Below are 26,730 nucleotides of genomic sequence, written 5' to 3'. Positions count from 1 at the left end.
ATGAATGATTTTTGTGTTGTTGGCCGCAGTCATGACATTAACAAGAGCGTTTTATCCTTGAAAAGTATAACGTAACCTGTCGACTCGATGTATAACATATAAAGAAATGAAAAAACTACTAAACTTAATTTTGAGCATGGCTGCGTTGAACGCCGCCGGCCAAACTAACCAGTTCGCTATTAATGGGCAGATTGGCAATCTCAACGGTCAGAAAGTTTATTTAAGCTTTATGACGGACGGCAAGGGGCATGAAGATTCGACCACATTAGTTAACGGCGCTTTTCATTTCACAGGTAGGATGAACCCATACAGTTCTGTACGCCTTGCACTTGATCATAAAGGCGCCGGCCGGGAAATTGCCACCCATGGCGGCGATATTCTCTACTTTAATTTTTCTAATGAAACGCTTAATATAGTTTCTAAAGATTCCCTGGCAAACGCCCAGATGAGCGGATCCAAAACATATGATGAATATTCGGCTTATGTGAAAGCTGTAGGACCGATGCCATGGGACATCGATCATATTTCTAATGCTGAAATTGCGGCAGCGCCCGAGTTGGTGAATGATACCGCATTTACCAATTCGGTTGCCCGCCATCACTATAAAATGATTGCCGATTTTCAGCGCAAAAATCTCGATTTTGCCAAAACTCACCCCGATTCGTTCTTTGCACCGGTAGCGCTGTTCGGCACTGCATCTAATGAAAAAACGGTTACAATAGCCGAACAGGTGTTCAAAACTTTCAGTCCGGCAATCCAGGCAACTGATAACGGTAAAACTATCAAAGAATTTATTGATGCACATTACCGTTTAAAAATAGGTGGCCCGGCGCCGGTTTTTACTCAGGTCAACCCTGCCGGCAAACGCTTATCGTTAGCCGATTATAAAGGTAAAATCGTTTTGGTCGATTTTTGGGCAAGTTGGTGTTCACCTTGTCGTCAGGAAATCCCAAATCTGTTAAGTCAGTATAAAATGTACAAGGATAAAGGGTTCGAAATCCTTTCGGTATCGCTTGACAACAGCCGTGACAAATGGCTGAAAGCACTGCAACAGGAGGGTATGACATGGCCGCAGGTTAGCGACTTGAATGGCAACAACAACAGCGTTGCCCGTCTTTATGGCGTTTCGGCTATACCTGCTACATTCCTGGTAGACCGCGACGGCAAACTTATTAGCACAAATCTGCGCGGGGAAGACCTCAATCATAAACTTGCCGAACTTTTTAATTAAGCAGGTATGAAAAAGATCATTTTGGCTTTTCTGCTTTGTGTTATGTTTAGCGTAGCCTCTTTGGGTAACGTCATAAAACACGGAGCGGGCAAAATAGCACTCCATGTTTTATATGTAGGATATGATCCGGCAAAACCTAAGCCCGAACATATTACTTACTACAGCACAGCTGCGGGCGCTGTAGATGAGGCCTGGAAAACCCGTATGGCCGATTTTAAGGCTTTTTTAGAAACGCGCTTTGACAAAGTTGAAGTTGTGGATGTGAGGGATTACGATGCATCGATGTCTGCCAATGTCGACGTAACAATTGCCGATGCGGGGCCGATAAAATTACCTGCCAATTTTGACAGGCCTATTATTTTGATGCATCAGCTGGCTCCCGATGTGGGCATGCCGATAGGACTTAAGTTTGATTGGTATTGTCAGTGTTTGGAAGACGATGCGCTGAACATCAAAACCAGTCATGCCATATTTAATACACCTGTAAAAGTGAAGTTAACTTTAGTTAACAGGCCTACGCCGGGTTCTTTTTTTAACGGCTTTCAGGGAGCAACTACCCCGAAAGAACTGCCTATGTGGAAGGTGATCAAAGAAGATCCTGCAGCTAAGGATAAATACATTATCGGCATGGTGGCACATGGCGAGGGATTTAATGATTCGCCGGATGCCGAAGCTATAAGCGGCGGTGTTTGCTTAAAAAATGCTGAAGCAGTAGCGTTAGGCCGTCAGGGTAATTATTTTATGTGGGGCTTTTCTGCTTCGCCAAATCATATGACAGATGAAGCTAAAGATGTATTTGTGAACACAGTTTGCTACATCAAAAAGTTTGATCACAAGGCGCCCATCATGAAAAAAGTACAGATTGAAAACCGTGAGTGGGTAAATGAAATGATTTACCGCAGTGATAAAGCTCTATACCAAAAAACGCTGATAGCCCGGAAAGAAGGCAACGCACGCCTGCTAAAAATGCAGCAGGAACTTAAAGACCGTAAAGCCAAAGGCGAGGATATTGGTAAAGGTAACGAGGCGTTTTTAAAGATGCCCGTATCCGATGATGTACAAAGTTTTGATGAATACCTTAAAAGCTGGACCGGCAGCGGCATGTATGATGCTTTTGGTACTAACGTAGAGGCCTATCATAAGTACTATCGGGATAACCTCGAGTATTTTTATCCGGTTGATGCTTACTCGTTACAGGTGGATGAGGATGCAAAAAAATTGGGGATCTCCAACCGCAAAATCGAGCTGCTTGAAAAATGTATCAATATGCTTGAGAAAGGAGAGGAGCCTGCCCTGGCCCAAAAGGTATTGGAAAGATATACCACTGAAAAATTCACATCTGCCAAAGAATGGCGCATTTGGTTAACCAAAAGCAAATCCAACCTTTATTATACCGAAGCCGGAGGGTTTAAATTTATGGTGAATACCTATAAAACAGAAACGGCGGCAATAACACCCGCATCAACCGGCGACATTAAAACTGCAAATGCGGCAACAGTACCAACCCGTACCGATCCGGTGACAGTGAGCGCCATGTTGATTGATGAAGCAAACGGGAAAAAACAGGTAGTTGTTAAGGCTGAGATTTTGCAAGGCTGGCATATTTACGCCTATGTACCTAAGGACAGCCCTTTTATTACCACACAACCTATTATTGAGTTACCCAAAGGTGTAACAAGCGGCGAGTGGCAGGCATCGGCAGGTGTGCCATTTATCGGCGGCGAAGGCATGTTTGTTTGGGAGGGCATAGCAACATTTAAAACCGAGATAAGTGCGGCTTCATTAAAGACTGGCATGGTAGTCAAATGCGGGCTTTATTACCAGGTTTGTGATAACAACAAATGTTTTCCGCCTAAAAGAAAGGTAATTGAATTACAGGTTTTATAGTCAGGCTAAATGAAAATAAACTTTAAAAAGTTGCTGTTGATAACACCGGTAATGCTTGCCCTAAGCATCGGATGGAAGGCGGATGTAAAAGCTTCATCATTAGAGAAGCGGGATACTGTTACAGCAAGTCAAAATTTATTAGTTGGAAAACCATTGCCGGCTTTTGAGTTACAAACTGCCGGTGGTAAATCCATCAAATTGTCATCGGTTAAAGGTAAAGTGGTATTGGTTGACTTCTGGGCCTCGTGGTGTATGCCGTGCAGGGCGGCTATTCCGCACCTTAAGGAGTTATATAAACAATACCACGCTAAAGGATTCGAGATAGTTAGTATTTCAATTGATCAAAACAATAAAGCCTGGAAAAACGCCATGCTTAAAGAAGCAATGCCCTGGCAACAGGGAATAGATAAATATGAGGAGGGTAAAGATGCATCAGTGATGACGAATGCTTTAGGTATCCAGTCGGTACCCTTTGCAATTGTACTGGATGCTGAGGGGAATGTGATTTTAATAAATCCCACTTCCTCTGATATCGATATACAGCTCAAAAAGATCTTTAACAGTTAAGAAATTATAAAATGATAGCACTGGCTATCGTAAAGACAGTCCCTGTAGGACGTTTTCCATCAGTTTTAGTTTAATTTCCGGAGAGCCGGTTTTAATACCGGCTCTTTTTACATCGGCAGGTACCCTAAACAGCAGCGTTTGGACAACGCTACGGTTCAATTATAATGTATAATGACAAAACGGTTTTTATTATTTTTTTTCCTGCAGTGCTTATGGAACCTGCAGGCTATTAATGCGCAAAATGTTGATAAGCGGATACAAAAGCCCGGAGCTACGCAACTACAGGATAATATAAAAACTGCGATAAAAAAAGGTTATGCTGCCAGTGTATTGATGTGGGAATATGATACTTTACAGTATAGCCGGATGAGTGCGCAGTTTAGTGGTGTTGTAGTCTCGAAAGGAGGAGAGATCTTAAGCGCAGCACATGTGGTAATGCCCGGCAAAACCTACCAGGTAATGTTCCCCGATGGGAAAGTGTGCCTGGCCCGTGGTTTGGGCCGTATTACTATTCCCCCAACATTTATGCTGCCGGATGCAGCCATGCTCAAAATAATCCCAAAAGGGGATTGGCCGTTTGTCGAAATGGGCTGGTATTCAGATGTCAAAATCAACCAGCCATGTATTAGCATAGCTTACCCGGAAAGCATGGAACAACGCAAACCTGATGTAAGGTTTGGACATATCACCAATTTAAATAACAGGTATGGTTTTATGGAATCAACTTGCGTGATGGAGCCGGGAGATTCAGGCGGCCCCCTGTTTGATCTGTCTGGCCGTTTGATCGGAATCCATAGCGGCATCGAACAGTCGGAGGATGTTAATTATGAAATCCCCGTAGATACCTATCGTAAATATTATACAGCACTAACCCGTTTAGAGAATTATACTTCCCTGCCTTTGGATACAAATGTGATTTCAAAATATCAGCCGGCCAATAATTTTCCGGTAGTTGAAAATCCAGATAAGTATTTTAAAAGTGTGGACAAGCGTTTTAAAACAACTTGTGTAAATATTAAGAGTGTTATTGATGGTAAGGAACAGACTATTGCAGGGACCATTTTTTCTTTAGATGATGTCAATGTAAAAACCGCTTTCAAAAATTCAGATATCATTTTGACTAAAAGTTCAATGATTGGCGAGGAACCTTTTATTACATTATCGGGCGGCAAGAGTATTAAGGCAAATATTATCAGACGAGACAGAATTAATGACCTTGCGATATTATTGCCCATTTCAAAGTTAGGGAAGGAAGGTATCAGGCTTGGAATGTTATTGGCAGATACACTTAGTGATAACGATTTGGGTAGTTTTTTGATTTCTCTTCGCGCTGATTCTCCGTATTGTAGTAGTGTTTTGGGAAGCGTTGGCGTAAGCTTGCCAAAAAAAACCAGCTACGGCTATTTGGGAGCTGTTGCCCGGCAAAAGGGACAGGCGTTATTATTTACTTTTATTCAGCCCAACAGCGCGGCTGAGGCTGCCGGACTAACAACCGGCGATGAGCTTTTAGCAATTGATGACAAAACTGTAAATGACGAACTGGATATGTTTAAAGCCCTTCTAAAATTCCGCGCCGGCGATACTACTTTAATGACAATCAATCATAAGGGAGAAAAGTTAATAAAAAAAGTCGCCCTAAAATATCCACCCCAAAAAATTACCAATCATCCGGCCGACCACTTCATAGGGGGGAAAAGCATTCGAAAAGATGGGTTTGGGAATGTATTTGTTCATGATGCAAGAATAAAACCGTGGGAGTGCGGAGGGGCCGTATTTGATATCACCGGAAAGTTTTTGGGCATTAATATAGCAAGATTGAGCAGAACAAGCACAATTACGATACCAGCCGTCGCAGTAAATCAATTTATAGTAACTGCCATTTATAATACTAAAGTGGGTAATTAGGTTGATTTTGGATGATAAAAGACAGAATTTTGAATTGTAGGGTCTGTAAAATAAACTGTGCAGTTGCTATATCAAGTTTAATATCATTCTTCCACGAGGAAACCAAATGGCCAGTTTGAGCGGTCATGGCCCGGTTTGAAAGTGGCATCGTGCATTGAAGGGATCGTGTCCTCCTATGTTTTACCGATTTAAGTAAATAATACAAACGATGCCATGTCATCTTTTAGCAAAATAGTAGACTCTTTTATATCATTTTATTTTTTTAATCCCTGACTGGGCGCAAAGTGCCATATCTTATATCTAACAGAAAAATTTGAAATTTATCTGCAGGTCTATGTAATGCTATTTTAACATTCAATTCAGCTGATGTTATGTTTTTATTTTTAACAAACAGCTGGGTTTATAAAAAACACTCTTTTTTTATCGCATATTATCCCGATATATGATTAATGTAAAAAATACAGGTAAAAATCGATTTTTAATAAAAGTGGCAGTTTTGCCGAAATGTTTTTTTTAAAACCATAGTTTGCTTTCATTATTGATAATATTATGCTTTGTTTAATATTTAATTCGTAAAACTAAAAAGTGATTTGTGCAAATTGTACACTATGCCTATTTTAGATTTAATCAAACAGAAATAAACCAACACTATAAATAACCTTATTTAATACTATTTTATCACCAGTAAAAATTAAGTTTTTAGTACTTTGAAAGGATAGTAAATGTTTTGATCATTGTTAGTTTTTGGATTACGGCCGCAAGGCTTATCTCACATTCAATCCGGAGGCAACCATATGATAGAAGGCATTTTTTTCCTTACGTGTTAGATGAATGAATTTCATTTTTCGTGCTACTGCCGCAAGGCTTATCTCACATTCAGTCACGGAGCAATGATTTCCATTTGATTAAAATTTAAAACTGTTATTGCCTACACAATAATCAGTATCGCATTTGTTTTTTGGTTGTTATATGGCTTTGTCCTACACGATAGCCTGTAACGTTGTATTTGCCGGAGTAAGTATTTATTTCGCAGCAATGTCTCTACCATTGCTTTAAGCCAAAAGCTAAAAAAATCCCAGGCGCTGCCTCTACCACTGCCGAAACCAAGTTGCTGTATTTCAGCTTTTTGGGCTATGTTCTTAATCAAATATATTAACTAAATTAAATTAAAATCATGCTTAAAAATTTACTTCTCAGAGGGAGGTTTCTGGCTGTACTGTTGTGCTGCCTGATATCCTCGGTAGTAGTTATGGCCCAAACAAAGTACAAAGGAAAGGTTATCGGCAGCGATGACAAGCAGCCGGTTGTTGGTGCTTCTATCAGGCTCAAAGGATCAACGACAGGTGCGGTGACCGATGTTAATGGCGAGTTTACACTCAGCTTAAAACCAGGCAATGTATTAGTGATATCTTATATTGGATATCAAACAACAGAAGTTACCGTAGGGACCGATCCTAATTTAAGGATAACGCTTACTGCGGGCAGCAATGCACTTAATGAAGTGGTGGTTACAGGTTACGGCTCACAACGTAAAAAAGACCTGGTGGGTGCTGTAGCCGTTGTCGACGTTGCTGCACTGACCCGTCAGCCGGTTTCATCGGTTGAAAGCCAGCTGCAAGGTCAGGCGGCTGGTGTTACCGTTATCGCTTCAGGGCAACCGGGTGAAAATCCTTCTGTAAAAATCCGTGGTGCTAACACGTTTGGCAATAACCAGCCGCTTTACGTGGTTGACGGTGTACCAACAACCAACGTAAGCGATATTAACCCCAATGACGTGGCAAGCATGCAGGTACTTAAGGATGCGAGCTCGGCATCTATTTACGGTGCAAGGGCGTCAAACGGTGTAATCGTAATCACTACCAAAAAAGGTAACGGAAAAACCAACGTTTCCTACGATGCCTACTATGGTACACAGGTGCCGAAAGGCGGTAATGTGTTCCATTTGCTCAATCCAACCGAGATGATGCAATTAAGAGCCCTCGCTATAAAAAATACCGCAGCACTTAAAAATATTCCTGTTGACCTTAGCAGCAACCTTTACGGCGCTAATGGTGATGTTTTGCCTGATTATATCAGTGCAGGTGGCGTAGGCCCAGCTGGAGTACATGATGGTGATCCTGCTGTTGATCCTGCTAAATACAATGTGAACCCGTTTTATACGTCAGGCGATGCGTCGGGTTTTTATCGTATTACACGAGCAAACAAGGGCGGTACTGATTGGTACCACAAGATATTTAAATCGGCGCCGATTCAAAGCCATAACCTGGCTATGAGCGGAAGCACTGATGCCGCTACTTATTTGTTTTCATTGAATTACTTTAACCAAAGGGGTACCTTGAAAAATACCTATGATAAGCGTTACACCGTAAGGGCTAATACAAGCTACAATGTAACCAAACATATCAGGATAGGTGAGAACTTGTCATATTCATTAACTGAAAACCCGCTGATCAACGAAAATGATGAGGGGTCGGCTATCGGCATGTCATTCCGCGAGCAGCCTATTATTCCGGTTTATGACATTAAAGGCAACTACGCAGGTTCAAATACTGCCAACTTAGGTAATGCACGTAACCCGGTAGCCATTATGGATCGTACTAAAAATAACTACGGTGCATTTAACAGGTTGTTTGGTAATGCATTTGCCGAGGTGGATTTCCTGAGGTACTTCACTTTACGTACGCAGTTTGGTGGTGAGTATTATTCAGACTATAATCATAGCTTTACCTTCCCGGAATATGAGAACTCTGAAAACAACTCGACCAATTCATATTCGGAAAACTCATTTAACGGATATAACTATACCTGGACAAATACTTTAACTTATCACCAAACAATTGGGAAACATGATATCAAAGTATTGGCAGGTACCGAAGCTTATAAAAACAGGTACGAAACCTTAGGCGCAACCAATACCGGTTACTTTACATTTGATAAGGATTATACCACCATATCTACAGGTACCGGTACACCAACTGCTTACAGCACACTAACACGCGATAAGATATTTTCACTGCTTGCCCGTTTGGATTACACTTTTGCCGACAAATATCTGTTGAATGCTACTATCCGTCGTGACGGTTCTTCCAGGTTCAAGTCTTTCCAGTATGGATGGTTCCCGGCCGTTAGCGCGGGCTGGCGTATATCGCAGGAGGATTTTCTGAAAGGTGTATCGTGGATTAACGATTTGAAGATAAGGGGTGGTTATGGTATTATGGGTAACCAGATCAACGTTGACCCTGCAAACGCTTTTACTACATTTGGTAGTAACAAAACAAACTCCTACTACGATATTAACGGTACCTCTACAAGTACGGTTGCCGGTTTCGCTCAAAACCGTATAGGTAACCCTGATGCTAAATGGGAAAAAGATAAAAACTTCAACGTTGGTTTTGATGGTTCATTCTTTGGTCAAAAGTTGGACATCTCTGCCGATTATTATAAAAAGATCATCACCGATCTGTTATTTAATCCTGCACTTCCTGGTACTGCCGGTTCGGCAACTGCACCGTACAGCAACGTAGGTGCAATGAATAATACCGGTTTGGATATTACAATTGGTACCCACACCAATATAACCCACGATCTGAAAATGAATGCCGCCTTAACGTTTACAACTTATCACAACGTTATTAAGCAAGTAACTCTCGGACAAACCTACTTTGAGCAAAACTCTGGCCGATTTAATGGCAGCTCAATTATTAGAAACAGCGTAGGTGGTCCGGTTGGCGGTTTCTTTGGTTATAAAACTGACGGTTTCTGGGATTCGAAAGCTGAAATTGACGCCGCAAATACGGCTGCTGGCGGAACTTATCAGAACGATGCCGCAGTTGGCCGTTTCAAATACGCAGATATAAACGGTGACGGAAAAATTACTGCCGACGATCGTACCTTATTGGGTAATCCTAACCCTAAATTCACCGGCGGCTTAAACCTCGATTTTAGCTATAAAAACTTCGATCTTAACATGTTCTGGTACGGATCATACGGCAACAAGATCTGGAATGACGTGAGGTGGTGGACAGATTTTTATGCCAACTTTGCCGGCGCAAAAAGCAAAAATGCTTTATATGATTCTTGGACACCGTCAAACACCAATGCCAAGGCTCCTATCCAGGAAATTGATGGCTCATTTAGTACCAACACGGTTCCTAACTCTTTTTATGTTGAGAACGGCTCATACCTGAGACTGAAAAACATGCAAATAGGCTACAAGTTTGCTCCTAAAATCATCAAATCAATTGGTTTGAGCAGCTTGCGTGTATACTTATCAGGCGCAAATCTAATTACCATAACTAAATACTCAGGAGTTGATCCGGAGATTGTTGGCGGAGGTACCACCAGTAACACCAACAGCAGCACAAACTTTGGTGTTGACCGTGGTAACTATTCTCCAAATCGTACATATTTATTAGGTGTTCAGGCTAAATTTTAAATAGAGAAATCATTATGAAAAATATACAACGTGTATCAGTATTAGCATTAATTGCTGCTGGTATTTTACAGGGTTCATGTAAAAAGGCATATCTTGATCAGCCGGCTATAGGTGCGCTTAGCTCAGCGCAAATTACTACAAAAGCCGGCGTTGACGGGTTGCTTATAGGAGCTTATTCTGCACTTGACGGGCAGGGAGGTAACGGAAATAATGCCGGTTTAGGTGGTGGTAGTGCCTGGGAGGTATCGCCGGATAACTGGATTTACGGCAGCGTTGCCGGAGGCGATGCGCATAAAGGCAGTTCTGGTATCGATCAGCCGGCTATTAACTCCATTGCTACATTTACTGTTGATGCCAGTAATGGATTTTTAAACAGTAAATGGAAGGCCGATTACGAGGGTATAAGCCGCGCCAACAACGTGTTAAAGGCAGCTGCGGGAGCAAGCGGGATTGCTGATGCCGATAAAACCAATATTATAGCCCAGGCTCGTTTTTTGCGCGCGCATTACTATTTTGATTTGAAAAAGATGTTTGCCAATGTGCCCTATATTGACGAAACGACAACCAACTATGTACAACCTAACGACAAAGATATCTGGCCTAAAATAGTTGATGATTTTAAATATGCTTATGCTAATTTATCCGGCACGCAAGCACAAAAGGGACGTGTAAATAAATGGGCAGCAGGTGCGTACCTGGCGAAAACGTATCTGTATCAAAAAGATTATACCAATGCCGATAAGATATTTACCGAGGTGATCAACGGGGGGACTAACTCGCAGGGCGTAGCGTACGGATTAACTGATAATTATTTTGATAACTTCAACGCTGCTACCAAAAACAACAAGGAAACGGTGTTTGCTATCCAGCAAGCGGCAAATGATGGTACCAATACCATTGGTGAGGCCAACAATGGTGATATGTTGAATTATCCGTACAACAGCCCGTTCGGTTGCTGCGGATTTTTTCAGCCTACTTTAGATCTTGCTAACTCATTCAGGACTAACGCCGCCGGTTTGCCATATCTTGACGATTATAATTCACATCCGGTTGCAAATGATATGAACATTGCATCAGATAAATCATTTACACTGGATGCCGGTAACCTTGATCCGCGTTTGGATTGGACTGTTGGTCGTCGTGGTATCCCTTATCTTGATTGGGGTAACCATCCGGGTATGAACTGGATCCGTGAACAAAGTTCGGCAGGTCCGTATTCGCCTAAAAAGAACGTTTATTACCAGGCTACCAAGGGCACATATGCCGACAGCCATTCATGGGCCCCGGGCAATGCAAACCAGGTTAATGTAATCCGTTTTGCAGATGTGCTGCTGATGGCTGCCGAAGCAAAAGCACAATTAGGAACAGGTGATCTTGGTCTTGGCTATGTAAATCAGGTGCGCGCACGGGCTGCTAACCCGGCCAGTTTTGTATATACTTACAAAGACGCGGCAAGCCCGATGGGAGGTTATACAACCACCCCGGCGGCTAACTATGTAGTAAGTCAATATCCTGCGGGCTTTTTTACAGGTAAGGATGTCGCTTTAAAAGCAATCTATTTTGAGCGTAAGCTGGAACTGGCCATGGAAGGACATCGTTTCTTTGACCTTTCGCGCTGGGGGATAGCACAAGCAGCTTTGGGAGTATACTTTGCTTTTGATGGTAAAGTGATTACCGATGTTACAGGTGCTCATTTTACAACTGGAAAAAACGAGGTTTATCCGATACCGCAAGCTCAGATAGATCTTGAAAAAATAGGTGGAACTTCTATTTTAAAGCAAAATCCTAAATATTAATTTCAATCATTCTGTTTTTAGCGAGAAAGAGGTGGTGCTTGTTGCTGCCTCTTTCTTGTATTTTAATATTGTGGTAAGGTATCAGCAAGCTTAAATGGATCTGAGAAAACGCCGGTTATCGTTTTGTGTATTTTTGATTGGTGCTGTAGTATGCTTTATGCAGTTTAGCTGCGGAGAGCCGGCAGCCGAGGGCGACCTGGCAAAAAACGATGGTAAGTCGCTATCATTAAAATACTGCAAAAGTTGTCATGAGTACCCGGAAGCGCAATTTCTTGATAAAGAAACATGGGTTAAACATGTATTGCCTGCAATGGCGCCCCGGCTTGGGATACAGGTTTATGATGATGATCAGTATGTGAACAACCCATCAGCAAAATCGGCTTTGTCATATGATGAGTGGCTGAAAATAGTAGATTATTATAGCAAATCGGCACCGAAGGCACTTAAGCCGGCACAGCAACCTGTTAAGCCGGTTAAAGATTGGGGTGTTTTTAGTTTGGAAAAGCCCAGCGGTTACAAACCCCTCGATGCCACAACCACAATGATTGTCTTTGATACTATTGAGCGTAAGGTTTATACCAGCGACCGTAACAGCAGCAGTATCTACCAATGGTCTGATAAACTGGTTCAGCTTTCGGCGCACCGGTATAGCTCGCCTGCTGTTGATGCCCGTTTTGAAAAAGATGCAACGGGCAAAGAACATGGCTTGTTTACTTTTATCGGATCGATGGATGCAGTTGATGTGTTCAACGGCTTTTTGACTGATATTACATTCAATGACAATGGGACCTGGCAGGATGAAGAAATAACAAACGGTTTGCCTCGACCTGTTCAATCATTAACCGCCGATTTTGACAAAGATGGATTGGATGATTTTGTAGTATGTGGGTTTGGCCATAACACAGGAGGCTTGTATTTATACACGCAGCTGCCCGATAAAAAATTTGAAAAGCATGTTGTTAGCTCAATACCAGGAGCTGAGCAGGCAGTAACAGGCGATTTTGACCATGACGGATGGCCGGATGTAGCCTGCTTGTTTGCCCAGGCCGACGAAGGGATCTGGTTGTTTCTGAATGATCACAAGGGTGGTTTTACAACACGCAATTTGTTGCGGTTCCCGCCATTTTACGGGTCGAGCAGTTTTCAGCTGGTTGATTTCAATAGAGACGGAAAGCTGGATATCCTGTATACAAGTGGTGATAACAGCGATTATTCCCGTGTGTTGAAACCGTTTCATGGTGTTTACATTTTCCTGAATCAGGGTGATTTTAAATACAAAAAGGCTTATTTCTTCCCGGTTAACGGTGCTACAAAAGCAGTAGCAACTGATTTCAATGGAGATGGCTTGCAGGATATTGCGGTGATCGCCTTTTTTTCAGATTTGAAAAATAACCCTGCAGAAGGCTTTACGTATTTTGAGCAAGACAGTCCGCTGCATTTCATGCCGCATAATTTACCGATTGAGCATGAAGGACGATGGATCTGCATGGATGTGGGCGATTTTAATAAAGATGGCAAACCGGATATCCTGCTCGGTAATTATTCTACGGGTTTTATTAATCAGCAGGGGGTTAAGCCGGGATGGAATCCGGTTGCGCCATTTATTTTGCTAACCAATACGGGAAAGCTGAAGATATAAATTTTAATAATAGACAAAAGAGTGTTTTTGTTTAAAAATACCTGTAATAATTTAATAAATAGTTTTGTGAATTGTTGCATAAATGTTGCGGGTTTTCTATATTTACAGATATCAAATTATACTACCTTTGAAGAAACTTGTTGCCATATTATTGTTGATCGTGCACACCTATGGTTCGGGCGGATCGCTGATTATGCATCAATATCTGTCATGGCGGATGGAGAATTTTTATAATGAGCAGGCATCAAAAGGCTTGTATGATATTCACGATCTGAAAGAAATAGCTATCCCTGTAAACCTTCCGGGCATTCATGACTGGAAGCATTATGAGAATATAAGGGGGCAGATCCAGTTTGGAGAGCAGGCATATAATTACATACAGATGCGGGTTACAAGTAAGAAATTGTACTTGAAATGTATCCCTACTTATGCGGAAACGCGTTTTAATGCGGATAATGTATTGCATGCAGCGCCGGTAAAAGGTATACCCGTACCTCAAAAAGAACATGTACCTTATGTAGGCATCTCCTTTGCAGATGTATTGATTGCCCAGTCATTTCAATCCATTGATTTCAGGGTTTTTGAAACAAAGCTTACATCGCCCAATATGCACAGTTTTGAGTTTGAAACCACTCGCTCCATAAAAACACCCAAACAGCCGCCCAAGGCTAATTGCTAAATAACCTCTCCGTTTTTTTGAGTTGCCTGCAATTGCTTGTTCCCCGATGAGTTTATATCGAAACTATGCTTATGATGTTATATTAAATATCATTGCGTTGATTGATATTGCCATAATTCATATGAAAAGGTGATCGCATTTGCAAGAAAAAATAAGGCAGGGTCTGTTTTTGTTTAAATTTCAAATTTATTTTTCAATTGAATATTAAATATTATGATATATGGGCAACTATTGCCCCGGTTTTTCAATGCGCTTGCTCCTATAGCCTGCGTTATTGAGTCGCACGAATCTTAGATTGTAGAGATCTGAGTTTAGTTGAACAGTGTTTGTAGGAACATTGAATAGCGCTCCGGGGTGAGATACGGAGCGCTTTTTTTGTATTAACGATAGATCTTATTGACTCTCTCTGTATAATAAAGATCGGTCATGAATTTCTATAGTGTTTATTTTGTTGATTTGAATTGAAAATAATTTTTATTGAATTCGGTCAATGTACTAATTGGTTCGAACATCGCACACTATGAGTTCATTGAAAGTGCTTCGCGCTTGTTGCAAATACATTAAAGTTTGTTGCGTTGATTGCCTCCAAAACGCTTGATCTGGCTTATCTGTGTCGCTGCGGAGCTTTTTTAAAAAAATATTGAATTGCGCAACAATGTACAGGCGGTTCCAGTTTTCGCTATAGACGCTCACGCGGTGTTGGAAGTAAATATGAACAATAGTGCTAACAGCGGTATCAATGCCGTGAAGGAAAAAGTTGTTGAGGCATACAGCAAAAAAAAATTGCCTTCCCATTTATTTATCCCACAATTTGAATTTGTTGCTAAAAATATTAGTATTTTTGATTGATATGAATGTAGGCAGGATAACGGAAAAGCTTAATATTTTGGCCGACGCGGCTAAATATGATGTATCATGTGCGTCGAGCGGAAGTAACAGGAAAAACAAGGACAAGGGTTTGGGAAATGCCAGTAACGGAATTTGCCATAGTTATACGGAAGATGGGCGTTGTGTTTCGTTATTGAAGATCCTGCTTACTAATCATTGTATTTTTGATTGCGCTTATTGCGTGTCGCGGAAGAATAATGATATCAAACGGGCCGCGTTCACGGTACAGGAAGTAGTTGACCTTACCATTAACTTTTATCGCCGCAATTACATTGAAGGCTTGTTTTTAAGCTCTGGTATTTTTAAAAATGCTGATTATACCATGGAGCGATTAGTGCACGTAGCTAAAAAACTCCGAACTGAGCATAACTTTAACGGATACATCCACTTGAAATCCATTCCCGGTGCAAGTGCGGAGCTGATGCAGGAGGCCGGATTATATGCCGACAGGCTCAGTGTGAATTTAGAAATGCCTACAGAAGCCGGATTAAAACTGCTTGCACCTGATAAAAACCGGCAGGACATGATTGACCCGATGCATTTTTTGAAGCAGGAGATCATCCGGAACACAGAAGAGAAAAAGCTTTTCAAAAACGCCCCCATGTTTGCACCTGCAGGGCAAAGTACCCAGGTAATTGTTGGCGCCACGCCTGAGAGCGATCAGCAGGTGCTGCAATCGGCTAATTATTTCTATAGAAATTTTAACTTAAAACGGGTGTATTATTCGGGTTATGTACCTGTATTGGCCGACCAACGCCTGCCTGCTTTGAATACCGCGGTGCCACTGGTGCGCGAAAATCGTCTTTATCAGGCCGACTGGCTCATGCGTTTTTATGGTTTCCATGTAAACGAGATCGTCAATAATCAAAACCCGTTACTTGATCTGGATATTGATCCCAAACTCAGCTGGGCAATCCGCAATATGCAGGCTTTTCCTATTGATGTCAATAAGGCCGATTTGCAGCTGATCCTCCGGGTGCCGGGTATCGGTTTGTTATCGGCACAAAAAATTGTGGCTGCACGTAAATTTGCCGGGCTGGGCTGGGAACAGCTAAAAAAAATAGGAGTGGCCATTAACCGGGCGCGATACTTTATTACCTGCAAAAGCAATGAATTTGAACGGCGGGATTTAACGGGGCAAAACATTAAGCAATTTATTATGGCCCAATCGCAAAGCAAGTACATTAAAAATACACAAACCCAACTTAACCTGTTTTGACAATGAACACACTGGTTTACGACGGATCGTTTGAAGGCTTGCTTACAGCCGTGTTCGAGATTTACGAACGTAAACTCTATCCTGTAAAGTTATTGAAAGGGGAGTGGCGCAGCTGTGCGTTGTTTGAAGAGGTAATTCCTATTGTTACTGACGAGGCGCGCGCCGGCCGGGTATTAAAGGGATTGCGGAAAAAACTTTCAGCTGCCGGGGTGCAGCGCCTTTACATTAGTCACATGGCCGAAATTGCCGGCGAAGACTGCAATGTGCTGGGTTTTATCCGCCATGTTTTTGACAGCGACCAAAATATTGAAGAAGATTACGGGAATAGATATGTGATGCGACTATCGGAGATTTTAAAGATGGTGCGGCGCGAAAAACACAGGATGGAAGCTTTTGTTAGGTTTCAAAAACTAAATGATGGTACTTTTTATGCTGCCATCGAACCTGATTTTAATGTATTGCCATTGTTGATTAAGCATTTTAAAAGCCGCTATACCGATCAAAAATGGATGATCTATGATATTAAAAGAAATTATGGGCTGTACTACGATCTTCATGACACGCAATTCATCGAAATGAATTTTGATGAGTTAAGTAAACCGGTTAATGTAATTGCGGCTTATAGCGAGGATGAAGGTGTCTATCAAGACCTTTGGAAGAATTATTTTAATAGCATAAACATCGCTTCACGCAAAAATACCAGGCTTCATGTGCGTCATATTCCGAGGCGATATTGGCGGCATTTAACAGAGAAAATTTAACGTTTTTATGATTTTACGCGTTTTTCCTTTTTCGATACAAATGGTTTTTCATGCATTTTGTTAATAAAGGGCAATGTTAATAATGTAGCCTGTATTTCAGTTAATTACCTTGATTTATACTTGAGAAGGATTGGAATTTAATGTTGATAAGTGTTGGTTTATTGTTAATAACCTGTTAATAAAAACAATCAAAAATATTTGCCAAATCACGGTAATGTCCCGATATTGAAATCATCAAGAACGACGTACTTTGACAGCCTTTCAGGAAAACAGAAATTGAATCGGGTGAACCTTCGGGGGAACTAAAGATCAAGGGAAGTCCCTGAGTTGCAAGAAAAAATGAAGAAGGCGAAAGTCTTTTGAAAAAAGAAAGCAATTAAAGGAGGTACCGGAATTAAGAAGAAGAACTCTACGGAGGGAAACAACAGAAACCGGTGACATTGAAAATAGTCGACCGCTCGTGAGAGCAACGGACGAAGATCATGTCGGTAAGAGATACACAAAACTTGATGCTGTTGGGCAACTACGGTTAAACAACAGTTTGGAAACGGGAGTTCAAATCGCAAGAGATGACTCCCGTTTTCGCTTTTGCAGGTTTTTTGTTTGAGGAGAAATTTTTCTTCAAGCCTTAAAATCGTTATTTTAGGCGGATATGAAGGACGGTCAGCGTAACCAGAAGAAAATATTTGTTTTAGATACTTCTGTGATCCTGTATGATCACAACGCATTTCAAAACTTTCAGGAGCACGATGTTGCCATACCCATCCAGGTATTGGAGGAGCTCGATAATAAAAAGAACGGTAATGATACCCGTAATTTTGAGGCCCGAAGCTTTATCCGGTTGATGGATGACCTGTCGCACAATGGACTGATCAACGAATGGATCCCGCTTAACGGTAAAACTAAAGGCAGCTTTAAAGTTGCAATGGATACTAAAACTACCGGCCAGGATGCCGAGCAGATTTTTGGTTCAGATAAAACGGATCACCGTATCCTCAACGCGGCCCTTGGCTTACAGGAAGAAAATCCTGGCAAAAAGGTAGTGTTGGTATCAAAAGATATTTGCCTTCGCCTCAAAGCCAAAGCCCTTAACCTGCATGCCGAAGATTATGAAACGGGCAAGATCAAAAACCTGGAGGAGCTTTATACAGGTAAAACCGATGTAGATAAGGTGACGGAAAAACTGATCACCACCCTGAATAAAAATGAAAATTTACCGGCCGAAAATTTAAAGATAGGTTCGTACACCAACAATCACTTTTATGTATTAAAAGGAAAAAAAGGCGATACTGTAGGTTTTTACAATTCACAAACTAAGCAGCTTGAAAAAGTTACCGAGCAACCTGTTTTAAATATTCACCCTCGTAATATCGAGCAGTCTTTTGCTATTCATGCGTTATTGCACCCGGATATAAAATTAGTAACTATACAAGGAAACGCCGGCACGGGTAAAACGCTATTAGCTTTGGCCAGCGCGCTCGAGCAACGTAAATATTATCGTCAAATCTTTGTTACCCGCCCTATTGTTCCTTTAAGCAATAAAGACATAGGCTTTTTGCCTGGCGATATTAAATCAAAGATTGATCCTTATATGGCCCCAATATGGGATAACCTAAAATTTATAAAGGATCAGTTCGGTGACGACGAAAAAATGCAGGCCAAAATTGATGAGTTAGTCAATAATGATAAAATCTCGATAGCTCCACTGGCTTTTATTCGCGGGCGCACGCTTAGTAAAATTTTCTTTATTGTTGACGAAGCGCAGAATCTAACCCCGCACGAAGTGAAAACTATCATATCCAGGGCCGGTGAAAACAGCAAATTTGTATTTACTGGTGATATTTATCAGATAGATACCCCATATCTCGATGCTGAAAGTAACGGACTGTCGTATTTAATAGATAAAGCGAAAGGGCATCCGCTTTATGCTCACATCACCCTGCAAAAAGGGGAGAGGAGCGAACTGGCCAATTTGGCAACGGAGTTGTTGTAAAGCCAGACTTGCAACGTTTTAACTTAGTAAGGCTTTGCGCTTTTATAATTCGCTCCCTAAATTCCTGGAGTCCAAACACCGAGCGTGATATCCGCTTTTCAATCGGGATCAACTTTTTAAAACTTCATAAGTCTTTCCTGTGTATCTTTAGGAAATAAACCTACGCGCTTATGAAAATATCAAAATACCTTCATTCATGCCTGCTTTTTGAATTAGACGGCTATCAGCTCTTGTTTGACCCCGGAAAGTTTTCATTTGCCGAAGGTTTGGTTACACCACAATTGTTTGTTGATGTAAAAACTATTGTGATCACCCATATCCACCCCGATCATTTCGATATAGATATCTTAAAAAGTATTGTAGAGTTAAGCGGCGCAGCGGTTGTCACTAATTCGCAGGTAGGAAAGGAGCTGGAGAAAATCAATTTTAAATATACATTGCTTGAAGAGGGAACTCATAAAGCCGGGCCATTTAAACTCCAGGCTTTCCCGGTGAGGCACGAACTTATCATGGATAATCCGCTACCTCAAATGACGGGCTTCCTAATCAATAACAAAGTATTGCACCCCGTTGATTCGATGGAAGAGAAGCTTTTGAATTTTAAAGGTATCGAGTTGCTGATCATGGTTTCGATGGCTCCATTTGCCAATGAACCAACAATTTCGGCCTTTGCCGATGAGCTGCATCCTAAGCAAATTTTGCCTGTGCACGACGGGTTTGCTAAAGATTTTTTCATACTTCAGCGTTACGCCGCGTACAAAAAACATTTTGACAAGCAAGGAATCAAGTTTCATGAAATTTATAAAGTAGGGGACGGGATAAGTATTTAGTCAGAAGTCTTGAGGCCCCAGGTCTTAACTTGGAGGATTATAAACCATTATCGTGACGACTTAAGACTTTGAACTTAGGACTTACGACTTTAAAGCCACCTGTATAAAAAGAAACCCCCGCCGAGAGGCGGGGGTTCTTTGCGGGCTCAGCCTCCTGCTAAGCCGACCCGCGTTAACCTTATCACAATGCTAAGGTGAGGATTAATAATGAAGAAAACATGAACATTAATTGCCGTTAATTTTTCATCTTAGCGAAAAACATACTTTTAGCTAATGCAGAAACCCGATAGCCTCATTTTTGATATGGACGGAACCCTTTGGGATGCCGTTGACACCTACGCCGAATCATGGAACCTGATATTTCAAAAGCTTGACATTCAAAGGACTATTAAACGAGATGAACTGCTGCACGTGATAGGTATGGATGGTAAAAAGCTTACACGGGTAATGTTGCCCGAATTTGATGAGGAAAAGGGGATGGAGATCTACAATGCTGTGAACCAGGTAAGGCGCGAAATATTACCAACCAGCGGTGGTATTATGTACGGTGGGGTTACAGAGGGTTTAAAACAATTGGCAGGCAAATACAAATTATTTGTATTAAGTAACTGTGCTGTTGGTATTATTCCGTTGTTTTTAACATGGGCTGGCATTAATGAAGTTATTACAGATAGCATGGCTTATGGCACCAACCAGATGCCTAAAAACCACAATATGCATCTGCTCATGAATAAACACAATTTGCAGAACCCGGTTTACATAGGCGATACTAATGGCGATGCTGAACAAACGCGCCTTGCCGGTATCCCATTTGTGTTTGTTAGTTACGGTTTTGGTAATACCGATGATTATGATCATAAGTTTGACGATTTTGAATCGCTTACCCAATATTATTTGAGTTTGTAAGTTTTAGTTTACATGAAAAGCGTATCACTGCTTATTTTATTTCTGACTATCCTGTGCGGCCCGGTAATGGGCCAGCATACTACTGTTGAATCAGAACAATGGATAACCGAAGATCTCGGTTACCTTTATTTTAACAGTGGCAAGGTTTATTTTAATTCGGATGGATATAAGAAACACGAAAACAAATACAAAATAGAGCATGATACGCTTAAAATAATTGATACATATACTACCAGTGCAGATAATTTTAAACAACAGCATATTGATGTTTCTAAGTTTATCATCAACTATTTTGATGGCAAAAAATTGACTATCAAAGCTGTTAATGATAATGCTATAAAATTAGCTGGTCGCCCTCCCTTACAGTTTAAAAATTATAAGGCCAGTTTCGATAACGGGATCAAATTTTCAAAACTTCGTTTCCTCTCCTCAACCTGTTATGGCAATTGCCCTCAATTACTGATCAATATTTGGGCAGATGGCACTTATCGATTAAAAGGCGGCGAGTTTGCAGATCCCTATAAGGGAGATTATGCCGGGAAGCTTACTAACCAGCAACTTGATAGCCTCAACTATTGGCTAAAACGGAGCGAACTAAAAAAGATGTACGATTGGAAACAGGGTAGCCAGGTTACAGATGCACCTAATTATTACCTGGATATCGATTTTGAAAACAATAAGGACAAACTTACGCTAACTACCAATGATCCACCTTTTAGCCTAAGCGGTTTGGTTACCTTCTTAGTGGAGTCTTTTAAAAAAGTGACCCTCACGAAAATCAAAGAAGGAGAGAAGCCGGCAAACTAAACAGGCCATTGTCATGATATAAATGTTTGCTTACCTGCTAAGTTTTTGTAGCTTAGTTAGCAAATAAAATCTCCGATGAAAACAAAAACCAAGGTTATTATCACCCTTATATTACTACTGATTATAGTAGGTTTTTTTTACTATCGATATTATTTTGTTTTTGGCGAGGGAACCAAAGCCGGTACTATGAACTATTTTGTAAAGAAAGGTTACGTATTTAAAACTTATGAAGGCAGGTTAATTCAAAGCGGGCTCCGCACACAGGTTACAGGGGGCACAATTGGCTCAAATGAATTTATATTTTCGGTAACCGACGAAAAAGTAGCAAAAGAACTGAGCAGCAACGCAGGCTCATTTTTAGAACTTCACTATAAAGAATACCTGCACACGCTTCCATGGAGAGGGGTGAGCGTTTTTGTAGTTGACAGCGTAGTTTCGGCCAAACCACTTGCGCCAGGTATGTAATAAAATGCATTAAACTACAACCTGCTTAAGCCTTAACCAGGTTGTAGTTTAACTCGCCGTTTTGTTTGGTGATCTTTACCAAACCGCGGGCAAACAAATAGTCAAGCACTTCAATTGTGTTTTTCTCATGTGTGAAAGTATTTACCGTTGGTTCATACTCCCTTAACTTCAACGCTATATCAGCAACTGTGGCCTGCTTTAATTGCGAAAGCGTATAAATTACCTTATCCTGTGTGCAGGCAACCTTAGCGTATTGACCAGGTATGCGGCATGCCGAAAAAAATGATTGATTTGAATTGTTCATTTGCTCAATATAACAAAAATTATGATCAGGCATTAACCGTATCTCTTAACGATTTAATGGTATCATGCGCTTTTTTTAAACCTTCTAAATGGTTATTAAGCAGGGTTACAACCTGCTCATCTTCCCATATCAACTCTTTATCGTCAAGCGCGGCGCGATAAGCTTTTTTTGCTATATCTTCGCCATATTCGCAATCCGAAAGTATCGAGCGGCTGTCTTTACTAACAAAAACCGATTTTACATCCATCCAGGCGTGATAAAATTTCCCCGCGAGGGTAGTACCGTCTGCTGGATCTCCTCCTAATACATGAATGTAATCGCGTATTTCACTAACGTAATTTTTGCTTTGATCAATATATTCATTAAAAAGTAAATTCAATCCGGTTTCATCTGTTGCTTCGGTAGCCTTGTGATATCCGGCTATCCGGTCGTTATTTATCTTGATCAGATCGTTCAGTGCCGAGATCTGATGTTGTACGTGCTGTAAAACTCCCATGGCGTTATTGTTTTGTTTTAATAAATAACGTATCATATGGGTTAATGTTTTTATATTTTAGTTAGGTTGACCAGTGAAATGACCAGTTTAACTACATGCCATAAAATACAACTGGATGAATCGGCGACCGGATAAAACGGCCATCGCGAGGACTTATCCCGGAGAGGCGTAATAGCATTTTAGCATGTCAGTTTTATATTAATTTTAAAGGGATACTTAAGCAACGGGAAAAACCGGCGGCCGGGTGAGACGGCCGCCATAAGGTTCTTTCCGAAGAGGGGTAATGTTTATTTAGTTGATTGATGCTTGTTGTCTATTATTAAGGTTTTTGAACAAAATAGGCCACTTTTTTTAGTAAATCATCCATGTCAAAAGGCTTGGCTAAAAAGTCGTCGGCACCGGCCATCATTGCAGAATCACGTATATCGCGACTTGCCGATATCATGATAACAGGTATATCTTTGGTTAGCTCGTCTTGTTTTAGCTTCCTGCAGATATCGCGACCGTCTTCGCCGCTCATCCAGATATCTAACAGTAGCAAGTCGGGGAGTTCGTCTTTCATATCAAGTACTGTTGTACCATCTACGGTTGACGTTACCTCATAGCCTTCAAATTCAAGCAGCATTTCCACAGCATCTACAATGCCGGGGTCATCATCCGCAATCATGATTTTCTTGTTCTTTGTATCCATTTTAGGCGTAAGGGCTTGGTTAAACCCTCTGAAATTAGCTGTGATAAATTTACCTGATTGTAAACTATCCAACAGATCATTAACTGTTGATATCATCTACAGGTAATGCAAAGCAAAAAGTAGACCCTTTGCCTTCAATGCTGTTTACCCACATTCTGCCGCCTTCACGCTTGATAATTTCTGACGAGATGTATAATCCCAACCCCAAACCGGGGAAAGTATGCTGCTTGTTCCCACTTACGCGGTAAAATTGCTCAAATACCCGGTCCTTCTTGTCTTCGGGTATCCCGATGCCAAAATCCTGCACACAAACAATCACCTCATTGTTTTCGCGGCGAGTGTTGATGATGATGGTATCGGTATGAGGCGAATATTTGATAGCATTTGTAATAAGGTTGGTAATAACCTGGCTTACACGATCTTTGTCTGAATAGATACGGCCTGTTGGGGTAAAGTTTTGGATAAGTTTATGTTTTTGGGTAGTGTGCTGCAGGTCTTCAACAGTTTCCTGTAGTGTTTCATTAAAATCGAACCATGTTTTATTAAACTGTAGCCTCCCCGAGTTAATCTTGGTAACATCAAGGAGATCGCCTATGAGGTTGGTAAGACGGTTAATCTGGGCATCCATCCTAAGTACCATTTCGGCTTTTTTTTGCTCGCCTTCTTTGCTAAGCATAGCACCCAATACCTGGGCATATGCTTTTATGCTGGTAACCGGGGTTTTCAATTCATGACTTGCAATACCTAAAAAATCATCTTTTTGCCGTTGTAGTTGTTTCTGCTCATCAATATCTGTATTAGTGCCAAACCATTTAATGATCTTACCGTCAATGGTAAAGGGTAAAGCCCTGGACAAATGCCACTTGTAATTTTGATCTTTATCTTTTAATCTAAATTCACATTGGTAAACATTACCCGTGTTCACTGCATAGTTCCAAGCCTCAATACAAGCATCCCTATCATCGGGATGAATAGCATTGAGCCAGGATGCTGCTATTTCATTTGCCTGGGCGCCAAAGTAATCTACAGCACGTTGATTGAAGTAGTCGACCTGACCATCCGTGCGGGCCGTCCAAAGTTGCACTGGCATAAAACCTGTAACAAACTCAAACTGCCTGATCTGGTTATTCAATTCCCTGTTACGTAATTTCACTTCGCTTTCGGCAAGTGTTTTATCGGTGACATCAGTACAAGCACCTATGTACCCGGTAAATTCCCCCTGTTCATTGTATTGCGGATTGCCGGTGGCTATACACCATCTTATTTCACCATCCCTGCGTGTGATCCTAAAATCAACTTCATAGAACCGGCGGGCATTTAAATCGGTTAAGAACTTTTCAGCAGCCCTGGTTCTGTCTTCTTCTAAAAGCGCGTTGATCCATCCTGCGCCCATATTATCCTCATATTTAATGCCGGTCCAATCAACCCAGGTTTGATTTACGTAAGTGATATTACCTTCAGCATCGGCCATCCAAAGTACTGTTGGCGATGCATTAGTAATGCTTTTAAGCAGTCGTTCACTGTCAGTAAGGGCTTTTTTATCGGCAATTTCCCTTCGCAAATCCCTGGCAATTGAAGCCCGGCCCTGTGGCAAGCCGGTTACAGCGTCATAAACCAGCATGGTGGTACCATACACAGGTATGGCTTCGCCGGTTTGGAAATGGCGGTAAAGTACTTCACCGCTCCATTTACCATGCTTCATTAAAATTGGATTTACTTTGTCCCTCAGCTTATCAAGCTCATCAGGCATTAAATATTCACTGTTGTGCCTCCTGTGCTCGTTGGCACCTTTTATACCTAACATTTTTCGCCCGGCGGTATTTACATAGGTTACATTACCATCAAGGTTGGATAGGCTTACAAAATCTGAGCTATGGTTAATAAGCGACAATAATTTATACTGCTCATTTCTTGCCGCTTTTTCGGGGCGCAGATCGCGGGCCACGGATGCCATACCAATAGGCAAGCCATTTAACGGATCATCGATTCTGAAACAGTTAACGTAAACCGGAATATTCTCTCCTGTTTTAAAATGCCGGTAGTGCATTTCACCTTCCCACTTACCGTACTGCTGTACAGCGGGGTTTATCTCATTAATTACTTTGTCTGCTTCATGATCTGCAAAATATTCAACGCCGGGTTTTAAAGCCTCCTTTGTACTCCCGATACCTAATATAGTGTATGCCGTTTTATTGATATAGGTTACAGAACCGTCCATGCTGCCTACTGCAACCACGTCGGCTGTTTTATCAATCAGCGCAATCAGTTTTTGTTGTTCCTGTTTATCTAATATTTCGCGGGTTATATCCTGTACGGTACCTGCAAAGCGGATGGGCTCATGATTATCGTTAAAATACGCTTTACCTTTCAGGTGAATCCAGTATTTCAAGTGTCCTGTGTCATCAACAGTGCGGACGATTATATCATAATTACCATTGCCTACAGGATCATAAGCCTGCATTACTGCTGTTCGCAAGCGTTGCTCATCTTCCGGGTGGACAAATTTCAACAGATCATGATACTTTATCTCATCATCTTTTCGAAAACCGCAAAGCTCTTTACAGCGGTCATCCCATGTTGCGGTTTCTAATCTGGGGTTTAAATCCCAGGTACCCAGTTCGGCAGCTTGCAGGGCAAATTGAGCACGCTGTTCAGTTTCAGCCAGCTTTTTGCGGGTGTTAACCAGTTCGGTAACATCTGTAGCTGTATTCAGCACACCCCAAACTTCACCATCATTGTTCCGTAATGGTTTAAAAATAAAGTTGAAGTAAAATTCTTCAAGTTTATCGTCAACCATAACATCAACCCTTTGCTCTTTCCATTCATAAGCCGTACCGTTATCGTATACATTTGATAATATTGCATGAAAGCCCGGCTCTTCGAATTCGGGCAGTAGGTCAAAATATTTATGCCCAATAACATCATCGCCCTTCCCCCATATATCTATCATGGCTTTATTGGCAATCCTGATCTCCATTGTTTCGCCAATATATAATGCTACCGGGGTAGGAGACTCCCTTATCAGCATACGGAAAATATCTTCGCTTAATTGTTGATGAAGGCCGGCGTCGTTATTCATTATATAAATAATATTTATAAATATAGGCTATAATAATTAAGATCAAAATCTCAATTCATACATCATAATTTTCAATTAATGAGTATGCAGTTATATTAATATAACTGCAATTATTGATAAAAACGGGTTACAGAAGCGTATGCCTTGTTTTT

At 41.3% G+C, this 26,730-nt stretch carries 20 protein-coding genes; 16 read left to right on the top strand and 4 right to left on the bottom strand.

Annotation, left to right across the window (positions count from 1 at the left end; all coding sequences use genetic code 11):
- Positions 1 to 106 precede the first annotated feature (106 nt).
- The 16 genes from BLP33_RS07255 to BLP33_RS07175 all read left to right on the top strand — a co-directional run bounded on the left by BLP33_RS07255 (position 107) and on the right by BLP33_RS07175 (position 22,008).
- Positions 107 to 1,231 carry a TlpA disulfide reductase family protein gene (locus BLP33_RS07255; RefSeq protein ID WP_090526035.1) on the top strand — a complete coding sequence of 375 codons (1,125 nt, stop codon included), beginning with the start codon at positions 107 to 109 and terminating at the stop codon, positions 1,229 to 1,231.
- 6 nt (positions 1,232 to 1,237) lie between these two features.
- Positions 1,238 to 3,118, top strand: coding sequence for a protein-disulfide reductase DsbD domain-containing protein (locus BLP33_RS07250; RefSeq protein ID WP_090526034.1), 1,881 nt, complete (start codon positions 1,238 to 1,240; stop codon positions 3,116 to 3,118).
- Positions 3,119 to 3,127: 9 nt separating this feature from the next.
- On the top strand, positions 3,128 to 3,685 hold the full coding sequence (locus BLP33_RS07245; RefSeq protein WP_090526033.1) for a TlpA family protein disulfide reductase: 558 nt from the start codon (positions 3,128 to 3,130) through the stop codon (positions 3,683 to 3,685).
- A gap of 171 nt (positions 3,686 to 3,856) precedes the next feature.
- Positions 3,857 to 5,590 (top strand): trypsin-like peptidase domain-containing protein, encoded by a 1,734-nt coding sequence (locus BLP33_RS07240; protein ID WP_090526032.1) that lies wholly within the window; start codon positions 3,857 to 3,859, stop codon positions 5,588 to 5,590.
- Between the two features lie 1,174 nt (positions 5,591 to 6,764).
- Entirely contained in the window at positions 6,765 to 10,025 is a 3,261-nt protein-coding gene (locus BLP33_RS07230; protein WP_090526030.1) for a SusC/RagA family TonB-linked outer membrane protein, read from the top strand.
- Positions 10,026 to 10,039: 14 nt separating this feature from the next.
- Entirely contained in the window at positions 10,040 to 11,821 is a 1,782-nt protein-coding gene (locus BLP33_RS07225) for a RagB/SusD family nutrient uptake outer membrane protein (RefSeq protein ID WP_090526029.1), read from the top strand.
- Positions 11,822 to 11,915: 94 nt separating this feature from the next.
- The gene (locus BLP33_RS07220; protein ID WP_090526028.1) at positions 11,916 to 13,460 is read left to right on the top strand and encodes an FG-GAP repeat domain-containing protein; all 1,545 of its coding nucleotides are present in this window, start codon (positions 11,916 to 11,918) and stop codon (positions 13,458 to 13,460) included.
- A 127-nt stretch (positions 13,461 to 13,587) separates the two neighbouring features.
- Entirely contained in the window at positions 13,588 to 14,139 is a 552-nt protein-coding gene (locus BLP33_RS07215) for a hypothetical protein (protein WP_090526027.1), read from the top strand.
- Between the two features lie 645 nt (positions 14,140 to 14,784).
- Positions 14,785 to 14,988, top strand: coding sequence for a hypothetical protein (locus BLP33_RS07210; protein ID WP_090526026.1), 204 nt, complete (start codon positions 14,785 to 14,787; stop codon positions 14,986 to 14,988).
- 1 nt (position 14,989) lies between these two features.
- Entirely contained in the window at positions 14,990 to 16,246 is a 1,257-nt protein-coding gene (locus tag BLP33_RS07205) for a putative DNA modification/repair radical SAM protein (RefSeq protein WP_090526025.1), read from the top strand.
- A gap of 2 nt (positions 16,247 to 16,248) precedes the next feature.
- Entirely contained in the window at positions 16,249 to 17,007 is a 759-nt protein-coding gene (locus tag BLP33_RS07200; protein WP_090526024.1) for a TIGR03915 family putative DNA repair protein, read from the top strand.
- Positions 17,008 to 17,659: 652 nt separating this feature from the next.
- Positions 17,660 to 19,000: a PhoH family protein gene (locus BLP33_RS07195; protein ID WP_090526023.1), complete on the top strand. Its 1,341-nt coding sequence runs from the start codon at positions 17,660 to 17,662 to the stop codon at positions 18,998 to 19,000.
- A 170-nt stretch (positions 19,001 to 19,170) separates the two neighbouring features.
- Positions 19,171 to 19,830: an MBL fold metallo-hydrolase gene (locus tag BLP33_RS07190; protein ID WP_090526022.1), complete on the top strand. Its 660-nt coding sequence runs from the start codon at positions 19,171 to 19,173 to the stop codon at positions 19,828 to 19,830.
- A 273-nt stretch (positions 19,831 to 20,103) separates the two neighbouring features.
- Positions 20,104 to 20,736, top strand: coding sequence for an HAD family hydrolase (locus BLP33_RS07185; RefSeq protein ID WP_090526021.1), 633 nt, complete (start codon positions 20,104 to 20,106; stop codon positions 20,734 to 20,736).
- A gap of 12 nt (positions 20,737 to 20,748) precedes the next feature.
- Positions 20,749 to 21,543, top strand: coding sequence for a DUF6438 domain-containing protein (locus tag BLP33_RS07180; protein ID WP_090526020.1), 795 nt, complete (start codon positions 20,749 to 20,751; stop codon positions 21,541 to 21,543).
- A gap of 75 nt (positions 21,544 to 21,618) precedes the next feature.
- Positions 21,619 to 22,008 carry a hypothetical protein gene (locus BLP33_RS07175; RefSeq protein WP_090526019.1) on the top strand — a complete coding sequence of 130 codons (390 nt, stop codon included), beginning with the start codon at positions 21,619 to 21,621 and terminating at the stop codon, positions 22,006 to 22,008.
- Between the two features lie 25 nt (positions 22,009 to 22,033).
- Here the strand turns inward: BLP33_RS07175 and BLP33_RS07170 are convergent, their stop codons facing one another.
- The 4 genes from BLP33_RS07170 to BLP33_RS07155 form a co-directional block, all read right to left on the bottom strand.
- Positions 22,034 to 22,312 carry a hypothetical protein gene (locus tag BLP33_RS07170; protein WP_139159948.1) on the bottom strand — a complete coding sequence of 93 codons (279 nt, stop codon included), beginning with the start codon at positions 22,310 to 22,312 and terminating at the stop codon, positions 22,034 to 22,036.
- A 25-nt stretch (positions 22,313 to 22,337) separates the two neighbouring features.
- Positions 22,338 to 22,844, bottom strand: a complete 507-nt coding sequence (locus tag BLP33_RS07165) for a ferritin-like domain-containing protein (protein ID WP_090526017.1) — start codon at positions 22,842 to 22,844, stop codon at positions 22,338 to 22,340.
- Positions 22,845 to 23,127: 283 nt separating this feature from the next.
- The gene (locus BLP33_RS07160) at positions 23,128 to 23,595 is read right to left on the bottom strand and encodes a response regulator (protein WP_308421683.1); all 468 of its coding nucleotides are present in this window, start codon (positions 23,593 to 23,595) and stop codon (positions 23,128 to 23,130) included.
- The gene (locus tag BLP33_RS07155) at positions 23,579 to 26,578 is read right to left on the bottom strand and encodes a PAS domain S-box protein (RefSeq protein WP_090526016.1); all 3,000 of its coding nucleotides are present in this window, start codon (positions 26,576 to 26,578) and stop codon (positions 23,579 to 23,581) included. Before BLP33_RS07155 ends, BLP33_RS07160 begins: the two co-directional genes overlap by 17 nt.
- Positions 26,579 to 26,730 lie beyond the last annotated feature (152 nt).

This window comes from Mucilaginibacter sp. NFR10 (genome assembly GCF_900100445.1).
Lineage (GTDB): Bacteria > Bacteroidota > Bacteroidia > Sphingobacteriales > Sphingobacteriaceae > Mucilaginibacter > Mucilaginibacter rubeus.
This window is presented reverse-complemented; position numbering and strand designations above follow the sequence as displayed.